Genomic DNA, 17,510 nt, shown 5'->3' on the forward strand with positions numbered 1-17,510 from the left:
TCGTCGTTGGGTCGCGCTCCCTTGCCATTTCCCGCGCCAGAAGTGAAGCCGAGCCGACGCGCGGCCCCTGGGGGCCGCAACGTAAACGGGGGCTCTTCATGCGGATCGTCGGCGGCAGGCTGCGGGGGCTGAAACTGGCCGAGGTCGGCGACGGCGACCCGGTGGCGCATCTGCGCCCGACGACCGACCGGGTGCGCGAGGCGATGTTCAACCTCATCGAGAACAGCCACGGCGTCACGCTCGAGGGCGCGCGGGTGCTCGACCTCTTCGCCGGCACCGGCGCGCTCGGGCTCGAGGCGCTCAGCCGCGGCGCGGCGCGGGTGGCGTTCGTCGATGACGGCGCCGCGGCGCGGGCGCTCTTGCGTGCCAATGTCGAGAAGGCCCGGGCGATGGGCGTGACCGACATCTGGCGTCGCGATGCGACGAACCTCGGGCCGAACCGCGGGCCGGGCTATGACGTGGTGTTCCTCGACCCGCCCTACGGGCAGCGGCGGGGCGAGGCGGCGCTCGCCTCGGCGCTGGCCGGCGGCTGGCTCGCCCCCGGGGCGCTCGTGGTGTGGGAGGAGGAGGCGCCCCCTCTGCCCCCGCCGGGCCTCGCCCAGATCGACCAGCGCCGCTACGGGGCGACGCTGGTGACGCTCCTCGTTCACTCGATGGGGACGCCGGCCTCCTGATAATACCGCGCGGCGCCGGGGTGCAGCGGCACCGGCAGGTTCTGCGCGGCCTTCATCGGGTCGATGTCGTTGGCCGCCGAATGCGCCGCCTTGAGCGCGTCGAGATTGGCGTACATCAGCTTCGCCATCTGATAGGCCAGCTCGTCCGGCACCTCGTCGTGGGTGACGAGGTAGTTCGGCGTCAGCACCGTCATCACGTCGGCGTCCTGCCCCTCATAGGTGCCGGCGGGGATCACGGCGGACTGGAACGGCTTGCCCATCTTCTCGGCGACCGCAGCGGGCACCTCGGCGATGGTAATCGGGATCGAGGCGGCAAGGTCGCGGATGAACCCCGACCCCAGCCCCGCCGACTGCAGCGTGCCGTCGAGCTGGCGGTTCTTGATCAGCTCGGCCGAGTCCGAATAGGGCAGGTACTCCACCTTGCTCAGGTCCTTGTAGCTCATCCCGGCGGCATCGAACATCAGCCGGCTGCTGAGTTCCGCCCCCGACGCCGGCGCGCTTACCGACAGCGAGTGCCCGCGCACGTCCGCGAAGGTGCGGATGCCGGAATCCTGCCGCACCACCAGATGGGCGTAGTTGGGATAGATCGCGGCCAGCACCCTGAGCGAGGTCAGCGTCTTCGGAAACCCCGCCTCGGCGTTGCCCTCGGCCGCGTGCATGAGCGAGTCGCCGAGGATGAAGGCCAGCTCGCCCCGCCGGCGGTCCAGCAGAACGCAGTTCTCGACCGAGGCCTTGGTCGCCTGCACCTGCGTCTGCGCCCCCTCGATGCCGGCGCCGTAGATCTGCGACAGCGCCACGCCGAGCGGGTAATAGACCCCCGAGGTGCCGCCGGTCAGGATGTTGATGAAGGTCCGGGCGTGACCCGCGCGTGGCAGCGCCGCCAGCGCCCCCGCCCCGAGCGCGACCCGGCCCAGATCGCGGCGTGTGAATGTGGTCATGAGGGCTCCTCCCCTGAAATCCCTGATGTTTTTGGGTGTCGGGGCTCCCCCCGTGCGGGCCCCCAACACCCCGCCCGCCGCCGGGTTGCACCGCGGCCCCCGCCCCCGCCCCGCTCGGCCGAGCCACGGGACGCCTAGGGCTGGGCCATGACACCGGGGCAAAGGGCCCTGTGCGGCCACCGACGCAACCGCCACACCACCCCTCGCAGGGCACGCCCCCACCCCCTCGGGCTGGACCCAAATATCCCGGGGGGGCGCCCGGAACGGGCGCGGGGGCAGAGCCCCCGACCCGCCTTCACCCCTTCGGCCGAAAGGCCACGATCCGCGCCGGGTCCGTCTCGATCCGCGCCGCGCCGATCAGGTCGAGGCAATAGGGCACCGCCGCGAACACCGCGTCGAGGCAGGTGGCGATGGCGGCCGGCTTGCCGGGGATGGTGATCATCAGGCAGGCGTCGCGGATGCCCGCCGACTGCCGCGACAGGATCGCCGTCGGCACCCCCTCGTCGAGCGAGGCGCGCCGCATCGCCTCGCCGAAGCCCTCGAGTTCCTTCTCGATCACGTCGGCGAGCGCCTCCGGCGTCTCGTCGCGCGGCGCAGGGCCGGTGCCGCCGGTGATGAGGATGAGGTCGGCGCCCTCGCCGTCGGCCAGCCGCCGCAGGGTCGCGGCGACGCCCTCGCGACCGTCGGGAACGATGTGGCGGGCGATCTCGACCGGCGAGGTCACCACCTCGCGCAGCCACGCCTCGGCAGCGGGGCCGCCCTTGTCCTCGTATTCCCCGCGGCTGGCGCGGTCCGAGACGGTGACGATGGCGATGCGGGCGGTCTGGCGCTGGGTCATTCGGGGCCTCGCGGGTAGGGGGCGGCAGGGGCGCCGGGGAAATGCGGACGGCGGCGCAAGCAGGCCGCGCCGGGCGCCATCCTGCCCGCTCGCGTCCGCGAAGGGAACCGGACGCGCTGCCGCACCGATCCCGTCGCCCGCAAACCGCGCCGTGCGGTCACGCAGCCCCCGCGCCTGCCCGCCGTTGCCCCGCGCCGCCAATCGTGGCAAGACGAGCCGACACGACAGCCGGATGGCCCGCGATGACCGATTTCCAACAGCGCCGCATGATGATGGTGGACACCCAGGTCCGCCCCAACGATGTCACCAAATACCCCGTGATCGCCGCCATGCTCGACATCCCGCGTGAGGATTTCGTGCCCGACTCGCGCCGCGACGTGGCCTATGTCGGCGACAACGTGGACCTCGGCCACGGACGGGTCCTGCTCGAACCGCGGACGCTGGCCAAAATGATCGACACGCTCGACGTGCAGCCGACCGAGCTCGTGCTCGACCTCGGCTGCGGCTACGGCTACGCGGCCGCCGTGCTGGGCCGGATGGCGCAGGCGGTGGTCGCGGTCGAGGAACTGCCCGACATGGCCGCCGCCGCGACCGAGCGTCTCGCCACCGCCCGCGCCGACAACGTCGCCGTGGTGCAGGCCCGGCTGACCGAGGGCGCCGCCGCGCAGGGCCCCTATGACGCGATTCTCGTCGGCGGCGGCATCGAGGAACTGCCCGAGGCCATCGCCGACCAGCTCGCCGAGGGCGGGCGCATCGTCGCGCTGTTCCTCGAAGGCGCGCTTGGCGTCGTGCGGCTCGGCCGCAAGCTCGACGGGCGGATCGACTGGCGCATGGCCTTCAACGCCGCCGCCCCGCTCCTCCCCGGCTTTGCCCGGCGCCCGGGGTTCGTCCTGTGATGCGCCGCCGCACCCTCGCCGCGGTCCTCGCCCTGGGGACGGCGCTCGGCGGGGTGCCGGCCTGGGCGGAATCGCTCGCCGACAGCATGGTGGCGGCCTATCGCCACTCGTCGCTTCTGGACCAGAACCGCGCCCTGCTGCGCGCCGCCGACGAGGATGTGGCCAGCGCCACCGCCGCGCTGCGCCCGGTGGTTCAGTGGGTGGCGAGCCACAATTTCACCCGCTCGGACGGGGTCGAGATCGTCTCGGACACCGTCCAGCTGGTCGGGCAGATGACGCTCTATGACTGGGGCCGCAACCAGCTCGCCATCGACATCGCCAAGGAGCAGGTGCTTTCGACCCGCGAATCGCTGATCGCGGTCGAGCAGGACGTGCTGCTGAGCGCCGTGCAGGCGTTCCTCGAGGTCCGCTCGGCCGAGCAGCAGGTGGCGCTGAACCGCAACTCGGTCGAGCTGCTGGGCCGTGAACGGCAGGCGGCGCAGGACCGCTTCGACGTGGGCGAGATCACCACCACCGACGTGGCGCTGGCCGACGCGCAGCTGGCCGCCACCCGCGCCTCGCTCGCCGCGGCCGAGGGGCAGCTCGCCGTCGCGCGCGAGGCCTATACGGCCGCGGTCGGCCGCAAGCCCGGCAAGCTCGACGCTCCGCCGCCGCTGCCCAAGCGGCCGAAGTCGCTCGAGTCGGCCCGCGCCACGGCGGTCAAGAGCCACCCCGCGATCCGCCAGGCGCAACGCGCCGTGGCCGCGACCGAGCTGGGCGTCGCCGCCGCCGCCGCCGAGCGCCGCCCCGAGGTGACGGGGTCGCTGGGCCTCGGCACCACGCGGCGGCCGCAGCAGACGATCTTCGGCCTCGGCGACCCCGAGACGACCACGACGCTGTCTGGCAGCATCGAGGCCAAGCAGACGATCTACTCGGGCGGCCGCCTGCCGGCCGCGCACCGCAAGCAGATGGCCCAGCGCGACGCGGCGCGCTCGGCGCTGCTCAACGCCTCGCGGCAGGTCGCCGAGGCGGTGGGCAAGGCTTGGGCCAGCATCGACGTGGCCCGCGCGCAGATCGGCGCCATCGACCAGCAGATCTCGGCCGCCCAGCAGGCCTATGACGGCGTGCGGGAGGAGGCGACGCTGGGTGCGCGCACCACGCTCGACGTGCTCGACGCCGAGCAGAACCTGCTCGAGGCGCGGGCGAACAAGATCACGGCGGAAGCCAATCTCCAGTTAGCACATTATCAACTTTTGGCCGCTATGGGACTCTTGACGGTGAAAGACCTCAAGCTGGGAGTCCCGACCTATGACCCTTCGGCCTATTACAACGCGGTGCGCGAGGCGCCCTATACCAGCACCCAGGGCGAGAATCTCGACCGGGTGCTGCGCGCCATCGGCCGCGATCCCGGCAAGCCGCGGAACTGACCTCTCCCAAGGCGGCGGGCGATGACCGACCCGCTGCGGCTGGACCGCCCGCGCAGCCGGCGGGGTGAGGACATCGGAGACGTGCTCGCCTCGATCCGTCGCCTGATCGCCCAGGACGCCGCCCCCGCCGGGCGGGCTGCGGGCAGCGAGCCGCCGCTGCGGCTCGAGCCGGCGGGACGGGGCGAGGGGTCCGTGGGCGCGGCGCCTCCGGCAGGGGATGGAGCGGAGTCCTTTGCGCGGGGGCCGGGTGCGGCGCCGGCTGAGGTGGAGACTGCCTCGAACCCGGGTGCATCGGTTGTCGCTGGCTCGTCCTTTGGTGCTTCGCCCGTTGTTGAGTCGGCTCAGCCGGCGGCTTCGCGAGGATCACAATCGTCCTCAGAGGCCGCGCCTGCTGGAGCATCGCCCGCGGTGCCCTCGACCACGCCCTTCCGAGCTTCGCCCGCGCCTGCGTCGGCATTGCCCATCGGTGCATCGCCCCCAGCGGCTGCACCAGCCAGCGCTATGACCGACCGAGCATCGCCGCTCGGAGCTTCACCCTTGGCGCAATCCCGCGACGCCGCGACACCCGACGGAGCATCTTCCCCCCCGGTAACTGCCGTGGCCGAGCCCCCCTTCTCCGCATCGCCTTTCGCGGCCGCTTCTCTTCCCGCTCCGCCGTCTGCGTCTCATCTCGCACCGCCCGGTAAAGCACGGCCAGACGCAGCCTCGCCTGACACCGCACCGCCCGTCGCAGCTTCGCCCGCCGCCGCACCCCCTATCGCGCCCTTCCCCGGGGCGGCATCACCCTTCGGTACGTCGTCGTGTGTTGCCGCATCGCCCGTCGATCTATGGAGCGGCGGACGCCTGCACAGCACGGCACCGCGCGTTGCACCACTGCACGACGCTCCCTTGCCCCAAGTCGCACCAACCCAGACCGCATCGCCCGTTTTCACTTCGCCAACGGCGACCTCGCCCGTGTTGGCCGCCTCGGCCGCGGTCGACGCGGATGCCATGGGCCCGGCCAGTCGGACCAGCGCCCCACCTCTCTCGCCGGCCCGCACCGCGGCGCTCACCACCTCCCTCGCCGAGGCGGTCGAGGCCGCCGCCGCCCGCATGGCCGAGACGGCCCGGCTGGCAGCAACCGCCCGCCGCGCCGACGCGTCGGCTGCTCCGGGATTCCCGCATCTGCCCTTGGCAGCGGCGCGAGACTCCGACGGAGCCAGCCAACGACACACCGAAGCCCCGCCACCCGGCGCGACGCTCTCGCCCCTCGGCAGCGCCTTGGGCCTGGCCTCGCCGGAGACGGCGCAAGGCATCCAAAGCCCCTTCCGTCTCGGCCCCGACGCCCTGATCCCCCCTGCCTTCGCCCGGCCGGGCACCGGCGAGCGCGGTCCGCAGTCCCCCTTTGCCGACCCCGAGCCGATGACGTCCGGCGCGGACCGTCCCCGTCTTTCACCGATGCTGACGGTCGTCGAGCCTCCGGCCGCTGCGCAGGGCACCAACCACAATGCGGAGCCGGCCGACGTCCAGCCTTTGTCCGCGCTGCAACCTGCCGATGCTTGGCCGAGGGAACAGCCGCCGGGCGACTGTACCACAGCGCTCCCCCCTGCCGCTGAGCCTCTGGCAACCACTCAGCCGCACCCCGATAGCCCCTCGGCACCGGCGACGCCTCTCTTCGCGCGAATGTCTTCGACGAGCGGCACGCTCACCTCCACAAGCACCTCCCCCCTGGCCGTGCCGGATCGACTCGGCGCGCCACAAACAACTCTAGCGTCGCCCGTGACGCCGGAGCAGCAGACCACAGACCAGACCAACCCTGCCCAACCGGAGCCCTTCATGGATGCCCGCCCCCTCCGCCAGCTTCTGCGCGAGGCGATCCGCGACGAAATGCGCGGCGAGATCGGCCAGCAGATCGACACCGAACTGCGGCGCGTAGTCCGCGAAGAACTCGCCGCGGCGCTGACCGAGGCGTTCGGCCGCGACCTCCGCTGATAAGGCACAGTCGGGGCGACGCTGATGCCGCACGCCGCTCGGGCACTACCCCGGCGCGGCGGAAAGTGTCTCGCGAATCGTGAGGCTGGCAAAAGGCACGCGCGCTGAGCGATCGGCAGGTACGCGAAACCTTTGGCTAGCGTTCGGTGTCTGGTCCCGATGAGGCTTCGTGCCTCGCGGACCTGAGAGAACCGGCGGGGCTCGCGCACTGCCTCGGGTTTCGCCTGTGCGTCAACTGGCGGACTGCCCGGCGACGCGCGGGTCCTTGGCCCCCGCAGTACGTCGGCGGGGGTACCATGCTGCTTGGGGCTTTTGCCTGAGTGTCAGACGGAGTGCGGCTCGACGCCGCGCAGAACTTTGCGTCTGAACACCGCGAAGGCGCCCCTCGGCCTGCCGGTCTGCGCCGAGCGGCGCGACCAGCTCGGAGGGGATGACGAGCGCGGAGCAGGACTGCGAGTGCCGAGGAGGTGTTGAGCGCCGAGTGAGCACCATGTGCCCCGTCGGGGTGGCGGGAGCCCAGAACCAGGTGCAGACAGCCAGCCAAGAGCCAGCTACAGCCTACAGCCTACTGCCTACAGATACCCCTCGGGGTCCACGCTGTCGAAGCCCTTGCGGACCTCGAAGTGGACCACGCCGCTGCTCCGGGCGGTGCCCATCGACTGGCCGCGCTTGACGGGGTCGCCCTTGGCCACCGACAGCTTGTCGAGCCCGGCGTAGACCGTCATCAGCCCGTCGTCGTGGCGCACCACGACGATGGGGACTCCATCGGTGTCCCGGGTGATCGCGGCGACCGTTCCGCCGCCCGCCGCCTTGACCGGCGTGCCGGCGGGGGCCGAGATGTCGATGCCCTCGTTGCTGCCCTTCTTGTAGGCCCGCACGATCGACCCGTTGACCGGCATGGCGAACTTGCCGCTGCCCGAGGCGCCGGTGCGGGTCTTGCCGAGGTCGGGGGCATCGCCGCGCGGCGCGGGCGTGCTCGCCGGCTGGGTGCGCTCGGCCGGGAGGGGCTTGGCGGCCGAGGGCGGCAGCGGGGTGGGCGAGCCGACGCCCGGCGCCGTCGCGTCGGCGGCGGCGACCGTGGTGCCGCCGGCGGGGATGGCGAGGCGCTGGCCGACGCGGATCGACATCGTCTCGGGCAGGTTGTTGGCGCGGGCGAGGTCCTGGATCGAGATGCCGTACTTGCGCGCCACCGACCAGCCGGTCTCTCCCGCGACGACGGTGTGGGTGCGCGCAGGCGCGGTGGCGGCCGGGGCGCTTGCCGCGGGCTTGGCCGCCGCGGCCGTCGCGCGGGTTCCCGCGGCCGGGGGGACACCCGGCTGCGCCACGCCCTGACCGGCGAACGGATCGCGGACCTGCGGGGTGCCGGCTGCAGCGGGGGCGGCGCCGGGCGCGGCGCCGGCGGCACCGCCGAAGGGCCAGCGCAGCGTCGGCATCTGCACGCGCGGAACGGCGACCTGCGGCATGGCGACGCCGGGCACGGCAGCGGAACTCGCCGGACCCGCGCCCACGGCGCCGGGCTGAGCCCCCGGCTGGGCGCCGGGCTGGGCACAGGCCGCCAGCGTCAGAACCGCCGCTAGCGCGAGACCGCGCCGGGCGCCGGGGAGCGGGCGGCTGGAAGAGGGCTCAGGGGACTGAGCGGCCGGGGACTGAGGAGTGATTACATCGCCTGCCATGCCAGCAACCGCGCTCGGGAGCACTGGAATTTCGTCAGAGTGATGCGGAGCAAGATGGGGGAGCGGCATCAGCCGACGGCCGTCGTCATCTGCGGGCGCGGAAGTGGTTCGAGCCGTCGAAACCGCCAGAGCCACAGGAGCCGCCAGAGCCGAAGCGACAGGCACCACACCGAGCGCCACCCCCGCCTCACCGCCTGACCCAACCCGCCCCGCACCAAGGCCCACTCCGCCCCGGCCCTCGTCCAGAGCCGTCACATCGGCGCGCGCCGCCGGACGCGGCTGCGGCATTTTCGTGCTGACCATCTGCCTGCCCTCACCAACCTCGTTTCGCGGGGGTCATGTCTGTCCCAACCCCTCGACCAGCGGCACGAACCGCACCTGCCGCATCTCGTCATAGGCGAAGCCCGTCTCGGTCCGCGTCACGCGGATGAGGGTCTGGACCGCGTCCGACTGCCCGACCGGCACCACCATGATACCGCCGACCTTGAGCTGCGACAACAGCGGCCCCGGCGGGTCCTCGGCCGCAGCAGTCACCATGATGCGATCAAACGGCGCCTGCTCGGGCAGCCCGAACGAGCCGTCCGCCACCCGGGCGGTGATGTTGGTCAGCCCGAGGCTGCGGAACAGCGCCTCGGCCTCGACCACCAGCCGGCGGTGGCGGTCGACGGTCAGCACCCGCCGGCACAGCACCGACAGCACCGCCGCCTGGTAGCCCGAGCCGGTCCCGACCTCGAGCACCGTGTCGCGCGGTCCCGGGTTCAGCGCCTGGGTCATTAGCCCGACGACCGTGGGCTGGCTGATGGTCTGGCCGCAGGCGATGGGCAGGGGCGTGTCCTCGTAGGCGCGGTCCTCGAAATGGCCGCGGACGAAGGCGCCGCGGTCGATCCGCTCCATCGCAGCCAGTACGCGGGGGTCGGTCACCCCGCGCGAGCGGAGCTGGAAGACGAAGCGCATCTGCCGCTCGGCGGCGTCCGCGTCGGCGTCCAGCCCGAACGCCCCGGGCGCATCCTGGCCGTGGCCGATGTCATCCTCGGGCCCTTCGCCCGAGCCGTCGAAACCGTTGCCCGGGCCGGGGCGCGGCGCCATCGCCTCAGGCCCCGTCCCAGAGCGCGCCGAGCCGCGCGGTGGCGGCGGCGCAGGTCAGGTCGGGCCGCATCGCCGTCACCGCGACATGCCCGCCGAGCAGCGCCTCGACGTCGCTGCCCGCACCGGCGGGGGCGTCCTGCCCGCCGCCCGTGACCCAGAGGAATCGCCGCCCGTTCGGCGCCACTTGCGGTTTGACCGCAAAGCGCACCCCCTGCCGGCGTCCCTGCGTCGTGGCCCGCGGGGCGCGGGTCTCGGCGGCGCTGACGGGGGGGAAGTTGACGTTGTAGAAGAGCGGGAAATCCTCGCCCTCGCCCCAGTCGGCACGCTCGAGCAGGGTGCGGATCACCCCCGGGCCGTGGACCCGGGCGCTCTCGAACGGGTCCGCAAGCCGCGCGGTCGCCGGGCCCAGGTACTGCGACAGCGCGATCGAGCGGATGCCCTGCAACGCCCCCTCCATCGCGCCACCGACGGTGCCGGAGTACATCACGTTCTCGCCCGCGTTGTTGCCGCGGTTGACGCCCGAGAGGATCAGGTCGGGCGGCGCCGCGGCCATGATGTCGCCGACGCCGGCCAGCACGCAGTCGGCCGGGCTGCCCTCGGCCGCCCAGCGGCGCGGCGCGAGTTCGGCGATCAGCGTCGGGTGGGCGTAGCTGATGCAGTGCCCCACGCCGGACTGCTCGAAGGCCGGGGCGACGGTCCAGACCTCGCCGTCGGGGCCGGCAATCTCGGCGGCGATGTCGGCCAGCGCCTCGAGCCCCGGCGCGTTGATCCCGTCGTCGTTGGTGATGAGTATGCGCATGACAGCCCCGCCGAAAGGCGACCTGCCCCCGGTTCCGTCACTTGCTTAGCGCCCCGGCGCGGTCTGGCGCAAGCAACCGGGCCACGTGCGCCGCGTCACGCGGCCCACACGCCCCATTCGGGGTTTGACCCTGTGCGCGCCCGGCGTCAGGATGGGGAAAAGCCGGGCAGTCATGCAGATCTTCCTTCCCATCGCCGAAGTCTCGGTGAACGCCTTCACGCTGGTCGGGCTGGGCGGGATCGTCGGGCTGATGAGCGGCCTCTTCGGGGTCGGCGGCGGGTTCCTGATCACGCCGCTGCTGTTCTTCATCGGCATCCCCCCGGCCATCGCCGTGGCGACCGGGGCGAACCAGGTGGTGGCCTCGTCCTTTTCCGGCGTGCTGGCGCATCTGCGCCGCAACACCGTGGACATCCGCATGGGGCTGGTGCTGCTGGTGGGCGGGGTGGCCGGGTCGGCGCTGGGGGTCCTGGTCTTCAACCTTTTGCAGCGGCTCGGGCAGGTCGAGCTGTTCGTGCAGCTGAGCTACGTCGTCTTCCTGGGCCTCATCGGCCTGACCATGCTGCGCGAGAGCCTGTCGGCGCTGCTCGCCGCGCGCAAGCGCAGCGGGGTGCGGCGGCGGCTGCACCGGCACAGCTGGGTCCACCGCCTGCCGTGGAAGATGAAGTTCCGCGCCTCGGGCCTCTATATCTCGGTCATCCCGCCGCTGCTGGTCGGGCTCGCGGTCGGCGTGCTGGCCGCAGTGATGGGGGTGGGCGGCGGCTTCGTCATGGTGCCGGCGATGATCTATCTGCTGGGGATGCCGACCAAGGTCGTGATCGGCACCTCGCTCTTCCAGATCGCCGCAGTCAGCGCCTTCACCACGCTGATGCACGCGATCAGCTCGAACACCGTCGACATCATGCTGGCGGTGCTGCTGATCGTCGGCGGGGTGGTGGGGGCGCAGATCGGCACGCATCTCGGCGCCCGGCTCAGGGCCGAGCAGTTGCGGGTGCTGCTGGCGCTGCTGGTGCTCGCGGTCTGCGCGCGGCTGGCGATCGATCTGGCGCTGCCGCCCGAGCATCTGTTCTCGATCGCGCCGGGGCGGTCGTGAGGGGCGCGCGCGCCCTGGCCGCGGGGGTTCTGCTGGCGCTGCTGGCGGGCGGCGCGGGGGCGCAGACGCAACCCGCCGCGGTGGCGCCGGCCGAGGCCCCCGCCGCGCCCGCCGCCGCCGCGCCCGCCGAGCCCGGGGCACCCGAGCCGGAACGCATCGTCACCGGGCTCTCGCAGGACGCGGTGTCGATCACCACCAGCTTCACCGGCTCGGAAATCCTCATCTTCGGCGCCATCCGCCGCGACGCCCCCCCGCAGGCGGGGCCGGTCGGCATCATCGTGACGGTCGAGGGCCCCTCGCAGCAGGTCACCGTGCGCCGGAAAGAGCGGCTGGCCGGGATCTGGATCAACACCCAGTCGCTCAGGATCGCCGCGGCGCCGGATTTCTATGCCGTGGCGACCAGCGGCCCGCTGCCCGCGCTGCTCGACCCGGCCGAGGACACGCGCTTCCGCATCTCGCCTGCGCTGGCGATCCGGGCGCTGTCGGCCGAGGCCGAGGTCGAGAACGTCACCCCCTTCACCCAGGCGCTGCTGGACCTGCGCACCGCCTCGGGGCGCTACCGCGTGGACGAGGGCGCGGTGCACATCGTCGATGACACGCTGTTCCGGGCCGATGTGCGGATGCCCTCGAACCTTGTCGAGGGCGACTATCGGGCGCGCATCTTCCTCGTCCGCGGCGGGGCGGTGATCGACTATGACCAGGCCCCGATCCGGGTCCGCAAGGTGGGCTTGGAACGCTGGCTCTACCGTTTGGCGATCGAGCAGCCGTTCTGGTACGGGCTGATGTCGCTGGCGATCGCGATGGCGGCGGGCTGGCTCGCCTCGGCGGCGTTCCGGGCGATCCGGCGCGGGTGACGCCTCGCCGGAACGTGAGGCACCCAAGCCGGCCCGGCGGCGTTACCGTTCCGCAACCTGATCCAACCCCGAGGTGCAAGATGACCCGTCCGCAACGCCCCGCCGCCCGCCGCCGTGTGGCCCTGATCGGCGCCGCCGCGAGCGTCCTCGCGTGGCCCGCGCTGGCGCAGACCGCGCCCGCCGCGGCCCCCGCCGATCCCCACGCCGGGCACGCGGCCCCCGCCGCCACCACCGCCGCCGCCCCGGCTGAAACCGACGCCGCCCGCGCCTACGCGAGGGCGATGGAGGCGATGCACGAAGGGATGATGGTCGCGCCGACCGGCGACGCCGACGTGGATTTTGTGCGCGGCATGATCCCGCACCATCAGGGCGCCATCGACATGGCCCGCATCCAGCTTCAGTTCGGCAAGGACCCCGAGCTGCGCAAGCTGTCCGAGGGGATCATCGCCGCGCAGGAGCGCGAGATCGCCGAGATGCAGGAGTGGCTGAAGCAGAACGCGCCCGACGTCGCCCGCACCGACGCCGAGCAGGCCGAGGCCGGGAACACGCCGGCGCCCTCGCCTGCCGGGACGCCCACGCCCTCGCCCGCCGGGACGCCCGAGCCGAAGCCCGCGACCCCGCCGTCGAACTGACGCCGCAAGGGCGGCGCGCCCGGCCTCAGCGCGCGCCGCTGCGCCGGGCGATCTCGGCCGCGGCGGCCGCCGTGCCGCCGGGGCCGTGCGGCAGGCCCAGAGCCGCCATCCCGGCCTCGATGCTCGCCAGCGTGCCGAGGTGCATATGCGCGCTGACGTGGCCCATGTGCGCGATCCTGAGCGCGTCCGCGGGCTCAGCCGCGCCAAGGCCGATGCCGAGCGTCAGACCGGCGTTGGCCTCGGTCCAGCGGCGCAGCCGCTCGGCGCCGGCCAACGCCACCGCCGTCACCGACCGCCCGCGCGCCGCCGGATCGGCCACCTGCGCCCGGCAGGCGCCGCCCGCGCCCCAGGCGTCGAGCGCCGCCCAGGTCGCCGCGGCCAGCGCCTCGTGCCGCGCCCACGCGGCCTCGAGCCCCTCGTCGTCGAGCAGCATCGCCAGCGCCTCGGTCAGCCCGTAGATATGCTGGACCGGCGGCGTGCCGCCCCAGAACTGCCACAGCTCCTGCGCGTTCGCCCGCGGCCCCCAGTTCCAGTAGGGCGTCGGCCGCCCCCACCCCGCAGCCACCCGGTCCGAGAACCAGACGAACGCCAGCCCCGGCGGCACCATCAGCCCCTTCTGGCTGGCCGAGACGAGCACGTCGATGCCCCAGTCGTCCATCCGCATCTCCTCGCACCCGAGCGAGGCGATCGCGTCCACCGCCAGCGCCGCCGGGTGGTCGCCCATCGCCGCGCGGATCGCAGGGATGTCGGCGCGCACCGAGCTGGCGGTGTCCACCTGGCAGACGAGGACGGCGCGGATCCGCCCCTCGCGGTCGGCGGCCAGCCGGTCGGCCACCCGCTGCGGATCGGGGGCAGTGAAGGGCGGGGACTCGATCATCTCGACCTCGACCCCGATCCCCTCGGCCGCCGCCGCCCAGGCACGGCCGAAATGCCCCGAGACCAGCACCAGCGCCCGGTCGCCGGGGGCGAGCAGGTTGATGTTCGCGGCCTCCCACGCGGCGTGGCCGTTGCCGATGTAGGGCGCGACGTTGGCCCGCGTCCCGGCGAGCCGCTTGAGCTGCGCCATCGCCGCCTCGTTCAGCTCGACCAGCTCACCGCCGTAGATGTCGGGCGAGGGCCGGTGCATGGCCCTGAGCACCCGGTCGGGCACCGGCGAGGGACCGGGGATGGCAAGCACGGGACGGCCGGCGGCGAGGCTCATGGCGGGCACCTTTCGGGGGGAGGAGCGTCGCCCGAGTGGTAGGCCCCGCCCGCCGCGGCGTCCAGAGTGGGGCGGTGAGGCTTACGTGACAGGCGTGGAGGGGGGGGCGCCCGCGCCAGCGCCGGCGCGCTGAGCGACGCGTGTCCTGCAGGAAAGGATGCACGATGAGGTGAATGCCTCCGAGGCCGACGCGCGCGGCTCGGGGCAGCCGATGATGAACGGGGGTGGACGCCAGCCGTGCGACGAACCGGATTGAGACGCCCACGCTGGTGCGCCCGCATCGGCGCAGACCACTCCGAGTCGGCGCCCTTCCATCAGCAAGGGCTCGCAACGAACGATCTAAGCAAGGGCGCGGGAGTCGCGATAATCGACCAACCGTGGCACCCGCTGCGCCGCCGCCTCGGCATTATCGAGGCTGGTCTCGCCGAGTACCGCCAGGTTGGCGAGCCAGAAGGCGACCGTGCAGGCCTCCCGGTGCAGCGGATCAGGCCGGGCTGCAAAACCCGTGCGCGGCCGGCGTGAGCAGCGGGGTGCGGCGGAGCCGCCGCTCAAAGCGTCATGAACATTCGCTGGAACGCCACGGCGCAGGCCACGACGCCGAGCACCGCGAGCAGCATCTGCCCCGTGGCAAAGGCGGCCGCCGTGGCGATGAACACCACCGCGGTCAGGATCAGGCGCAGCGCCAGCGGCCAGTGCGGCATCGGTCAGCCCTCGCTTCGGACCGCCCCACCCTCGCCGCCCCTGCCCCGACCGTCAACCGGACGCGCGGTCGCAGGGCGCCCCCGCCCCCGTTGCCGGACGCGCGATCCAGCGCCTCAGCCGTTCGGAGCGATCGCAGCAACAGCGGTCCCTGCGGGAGCAGCCAATGCGGCGCCGGCCATCTGTCGCGTCAAACATTCCTCGCGGCCCCGGCCCCACACCCGGCCCGGTCCCCACACGCGGCGACGTCGTCGCAGACGGGTGCGGCCCATCCGTCAGCCCGGAGCCCGCTGCCGACCAGCCCGACCGCACCCGCCGCACGTCCGCCCTAGCGTCAGCCTTCTGTCTGGCCCAAAACCCGCCCGCGCCGGGCGCAGGCGGCTCACGCCTCGACCGGCACCATCGTCCCGAGCATCGTCGCCACCTGTTTGCGCCCCGCCGGCCCCTCGGCCCAGACGTCCGCCGCCACCACCACGATGCGCCGGCCGGCCTTGACCACCCGCCCCTCGGCCACCAGCCGGGCGCCGACCGCGGGGGCGAGCAGGTTGATCTTCATCTCGACCGTGACCACCTCGGACCCCTCGGGCAGGACCGAGAGCGCCGCATAGCCCGCCGCGCTGTCGCCGATGGAAAACGCGAGCCCCGCGTGCGCCGCCCCCTGCTGCTGCATCAGATGCGGCGCGATGGGCGCGGCGATCACCACTTCGCCGGCCGCGGCGCGCGCCATCTCGGCGCCCAGCGTCGTCATCATCGTCTGCCGCGCGAAACTCGCGCGCAGCCGTGCCTCGATTGCGTCCATCGCCCCCTACTCCTCGAACAATCCCGCCTGCGCCGTGCGCGGCATCTCGAGCCCCAGATGCCGCCAGCCGGTCGCCCCCAGCATCCGCCCGCGCGGCGTCCGCTGGATCAGCCCCTGCTGGAGGAGATAGGGCTCGATCACCTCCTCGATCGCGTCGCGGCTTTCCGACAGCGCCGCGGAAAGCGTTTCCACGCCGACCGGGCCGCCGCCGTAATGCTCGGCCATCAGCGTCAGATAGCGCCGGTCGGCGCCGTCGAGCCCGAGGTCGTCCACCCCCAGCCGCGTCAGCGCCCGGTCTGCGAGCGCCCGGTCCAGCCGCCCGTCGCCCTCGACCAGCGCGAAATCCACTACTCGCCGAAGCAGCCGCCCGGCGATCCGCGGGGTGCCGCGGGCGCGGCGCGCGATCTCGCGCGTGCCCTCGGCATCGGCGTGGACGCCCATCAGCCGGGCGCCGCGGGCGACGATCTGGTCGAGCTCCTCGACGGTGTAGAACTGCAGCCGCGTCGGGATGCCGAAGCGGTCGCGCAGTGGCGTCGTCAAGAGCCCCAGCCGGGTCGTCGCGCCGACCAGCGTGAAGGGTTGCAGCTCGATCCGCACCGTCCGCGCGGCCGGCCCCTCGCCGATCACGAGGTCCAGCTCGAAATCCTCCATCGCAGGGTAGAGGATTTCCTCGACCGCCGGGTTCATCCGGTGGATCTCGTCGATGAACAGCACGTCGCGGGCGTCGAGATTGGTCAGGATCGCGGCCAGGTCACCGGCCCGCGCCAGCACCGGCCCGGAGGTCATCTTGAAGTTCACCCCCAGCTCGCGCGCCATGATCTGGGCGAGCGTGGTCTTGCCGAGGCCCGGGGGGCCGTGAAATAGCGTGTGGTCCATCGCCTGCCCGCGCATCCGGGCGCTGTCGATGAAGACGCGCAGGTTGGCGCGCGCCTCGGCCTGACCGATGAACTCCTCGAGCTTCTGCGGGCGCAGGGCGCGATCCTCGGCGTCGCCCTCCATCGGCGCGGGGCGCAGGGTGGGGTCGGGCTGGCTCAACGGACGACGCCGGGGGTGCGGGTGCCGGCCATCGCGGCCAGCCGGTCAATGCGGTCCTGGGTCGGCGGGTGGGTGGCGAACATGGCGTCCATCTTGAGCGCCCCCAGCGGGTTGACGATGAACATCGAGGCCGAGGCCGGGTTGCGCTCGGCCGGCAGGTTCACCGTCCGCCCCGCGGCGTTGGCGATCTTGGCCAGCGCCGAGGCGAGCTTGAGCGGCTGGCCCGAGATTTCGGCGCCGATGCGGTCGGCCTCGTATTCCCGGGTGCGCGAGATCGCCATCTGCACCAGCCCCGCGGCGAACGGCGCGACGAACATCGCCACCAGCCGGCCGATCCCGCCGCCGCGCCCGTCACGGCCGCCCGCGAACATCATCATGTTGCCGAGCATGGCGATGGCGCCGGCCAGCGTCGCCGTCACCGTCATGGTCAGCGTGTCGCGCTGGCGGATATGGGCGAGTTCATGGGCGATCACCCCGGCCAGCTCATCCCGGTCGAGGGTCCGCAACAGCCCCTGCGAGACCGCCACGGCGGCGTTCTGCGGGTTGCGGCCGGTGGCAAAGGCGTTCGGCTGCTCGGCGGGCAGGATATAGACCGCGGGCATCGGCAGCCCGGCGCGGTCGGCCAGTTCGCGCACCAGCGCCACCAGCTCGGCGCCGTTCGCCTCGGTCACGGGGATCGCCTGCTGCTGGCGCAGCACCGCCTTGTCGCTGTTCCACCACGCCCAGAGGTTCGTGGCCCCGGCAAAGACCAGCGCCATGATCGCGCCGCCCTGCCCGCCCAGAAGCCAGCCGAGCCCCATCACCAGCGCGGTGAGCGCCGCCATGAGGACGAAGGTGCGGGTGTAGCCGTTCATGCGCGTCGTCTCCTTGGTCCGGTCTCGATCAGGCCCCAACCCTCGGGGGCGCGCAACCCTTTCGG

At 73.0% G+C, this 17,510-nt stretch carries 17 protein-coding genes; 7 read left to right on the plus strand and 10 right to left on the minus strand.

The window, feature by feature from the left end; translation table 11 throughout:
- Positions 1–98 precede the first annotated feature (98 nt).
- Positions 99–674: a 16S rRNA (guanine(966)-N(2))-methyltransferase RsmD gene (gene rsmD, locus HGN31_RS05315; RefSeq protein ID WP_036735679.1), complete on the plus strand. Its 576-nt coding sequence runs from the start codon at positions 99–101 to the stop codon at positions 672–674.
- Here rsmD and HGN31_RS05320 read toward each other — a convergent pair.
- Together HGN31_RS05320 and mog are read right to left on the minus strand one after the other, a co-directional pair.
- Positions 647–1,612, minus strand: a complete 966-nt coding sequence (locus tag HGN31_RS05320) for a TAXI family TRAP transporter solute-binding subunit (RefSeq protein ID WP_168782556.1) — start codon at positions 1,610–1,612, stop codon at positions 647–649. The two genes, rsmD and HGN31_RS05320, sit on opposite strands and share 28 nt — an antisense overlap.
- 295 nt (positions 1,613–1,907) lie before the next feature.
- Positions 1,908–2,450 carry a molybdopterin adenylyltransferase gene (gene mog, locus HGN31_RS05325; protein WP_036703172.1) on the minus strand — a complete coding sequence of 181 codons (543 nt, stop codon included), beginning with the start codon at positions 2,448–2,450 and terminating at the stop codon, positions 1,908–1,910.
- A gap of 242 nt (positions 2,451–2,692) precedes the next feature.
- On the opposite strand from mog, the gene HGN31_RS05330 reads away from it, so the two are divergent.
- The 3 genes from HGN31_RS05330 (at position 2,693) to HGN31_RS05340 (ending at position 6,723) form a co-directional block, all read left to right on the plus strand.
- Entirely contained in the window at positions 2,693–3,346 is a 654-nt protein-coding gene (locus tag HGN31_RS05330; RefSeq protein WP_168782557.1) for a protein-L-isoaspartate O-methyltransferase family protein, read from the plus strand.
- Positions 3,346–4,752, plus strand: coding sequence for a TolC family outer membrane protein (locus HGN31_RS05335; protein ID WP_168782558.1), 1,407 nt, complete (start codon positions 3,346–3,348; stop codon positions 4,750–4,752). The genes HGN31_RS05330 and HGN31_RS05335 overlap by 1 nt, the downstream gene beginning before the upstream one ends.
- Positions 4,753–5,709: 957 nt before the next feature.
- Positions 5,710–6,723 carry a hypothetical protein gene (locus tag HGN31_RS05340; RefSeq protein WP_168782559.1) on the plus strand — a complete coding sequence of 338 codons (1,014 nt, stop codon included), beginning with the start codon at positions 5,710–5,712 and terminating at the stop codon, positions 6,721–6,723.
- A 572-nt stretch (positions 6,724–7,295) separates the two neighbouring features.
- Here the strand turns inward: HGN31_RS05340 and HGN31_RS05345 are convergent.
- The 3 genes from HGN31_RS05345 to surE all read right to left on the minus strand — a co-directional run bounded on the left by HGN31_RS05345 (position 7,296) and on the right by surE (position 10,281).
- Positions 7,296–8,186 (minus strand): M23 family metallopeptidase, encoded by an 891-nt coding sequence (locus tag HGN31_RS05345; RefSeq protein ID WP_244961142.1) that lies wholly within the window; start codon positions 8,184–8,186, stop codon positions 7,296–7,298.
- A 546-nt stretch (positions 8,187–8,732) separates the two neighbouring features.
- A complete protein-coding gene (locus tag HGN31_RS05350) occupies positions 8,733–9,350 on the minus strand; it encodes a protein-L-isoaspartate(D-aspartate) O-methyltransferase (RefSeq protein ID WP_036703190.1) in 618 nt (205 codons plus the stop codon).
- A 136-nt stretch (positions 9,351–9,486) separates the two neighbouring features.
- Entirely contained in the window at positions 9,487–10,281 is a 795-nt protein-coding gene (surE, locus tag HGN31_RS05355) for a 5'/3'-nucleotidase SurE (protein ID WP_168782561.1), read from the minus strand.
- A gap of 172 nt (positions 10,282–10,453) precedes the next feature.
- Here surE and HGN31_RS05360 point away from each other — a divergent pair, with 172 nt between their 5' ends.
- The 3 genes from HGN31_RS05360 to copM all read left to right on the plus strand — a co-directional run bounded on the left by HGN31_RS05360 (position 10,454) and on the right by copM (position 12,857).
- Positions 10,454–11,371, plus strand: coding sequence for a sulfite exporter TauE/SafE family protein (locus HGN31_RS05360; RefSeq protein WP_168782562.1), 918 nt, complete (start codon positions 10,454–10,456; stop codon positions 11,369–11,371).
- Positions 11,368–12,225 (plus strand): TIGR02186 family protein, encoded by an 858-nt coding sequence (locus HGN31_RS05365; RefSeq protein ID WP_244961143.1) that lies wholly within the window; start codon positions 11,368–11,370, stop codon positions 12,223–12,225. Before HGN31_RS05360 ends, HGN31_RS05365 begins: the two co-directional genes overlap by 4 nt.
- A gap of 80 nt (positions 12,226–12,305) precedes the next feature.
- Positions 12,306–12,857, plus strand: a complete 552-nt coding sequence (gene copM, locus HGN31_RS05370) for a CopM family metallochaperone (RefSeq protein WP_168782563.1) — start codon at positions 12,306–12,308, stop codon at positions 12,855–12,857.
- A gap of 25 nt (positions 12,858–12,882) precedes the next feature.
- Here the strand turns inward: copM and HGN31_RS05375 are convergent, their stop codons facing one another.
- From HGN31_RS05375 to HGN31_RS05395, 5 genes are all read right to left on the minus strand, one after another.
- The gene (locus HGN31_RS05375) at positions 12,883–14,058 is read right to left on the minus strand and encodes a pyridoxal-phosphate-dependent aminotransferase family protein (RefSeq protein ID WP_168782564.1); all 1,176 of its coding nucleotides are present in this window, start codon (positions 14,056–14,058) and stop codon (positions 12,883–12,885) included.
- Between the two features lie 548 nt (positions 14,059–14,606).
- A complete protein-coding gene (locus tag HGN31_RS05380) occupies positions 14,607–14,759 on the minus strand; it encodes a hypothetical protein (RefSeq protein WP_168782565.1) in 153 nt (50 codons plus the stop codon).
- A 380-nt stretch (positions 14,760–15,139) separates the two neighbouring features.
- Complete coding sequence (locus tag HGN31_RS05385; protein WP_168782566.1) at positions 15,140–15,556, minus strand: PaaI family thioesterase; 417 nt, start codon at positions 15,554–15,556, stop codon at positions 15,140–15,142.
- Between the two features lie 6 nt (positions 15,557–15,562).
- The gene (ruvB, locus tag HGN31_RS05390; protein ID WP_168782567.1) at positions 15,563–16,591 is read right to left on the minus strand and encodes a Holliday junction branch migration DNA helicase RuvB; all 1,029 of its coding nucleotides are present in this window, start codon (positions 16,589–16,591) and stop codon (positions 15,563–15,565) included.
- The gene (locus HGN31_RS05395; RefSeq protein WP_168782568.1) at positions 16,588–17,445 is read right to left on the minus strand and encodes a M48 family metalloprotease; all 858 of its coding nucleotides are present in this window, start codon (positions 17,443–17,445) and stop codon (positions 16,588–16,590) included. The genes ruvB and HGN31_RS05395 overlap by 4 nt, the downstream gene beginning before the upstream one ends.
- Positions 17,446–17,510: the final 65 nt, after the last annotated feature.

Origin of the sequence: Paracoccus sanguinis (assembly GCF_012689545.1) — a bacterium.
Classification (GTDB): domain Bacteria; phylum Pseudomonadota; class Alphaproteobacteria; order Rhodobacterales; family Rhodobacteraceae; genus Paracoccus; species Paracoccus panacisoli.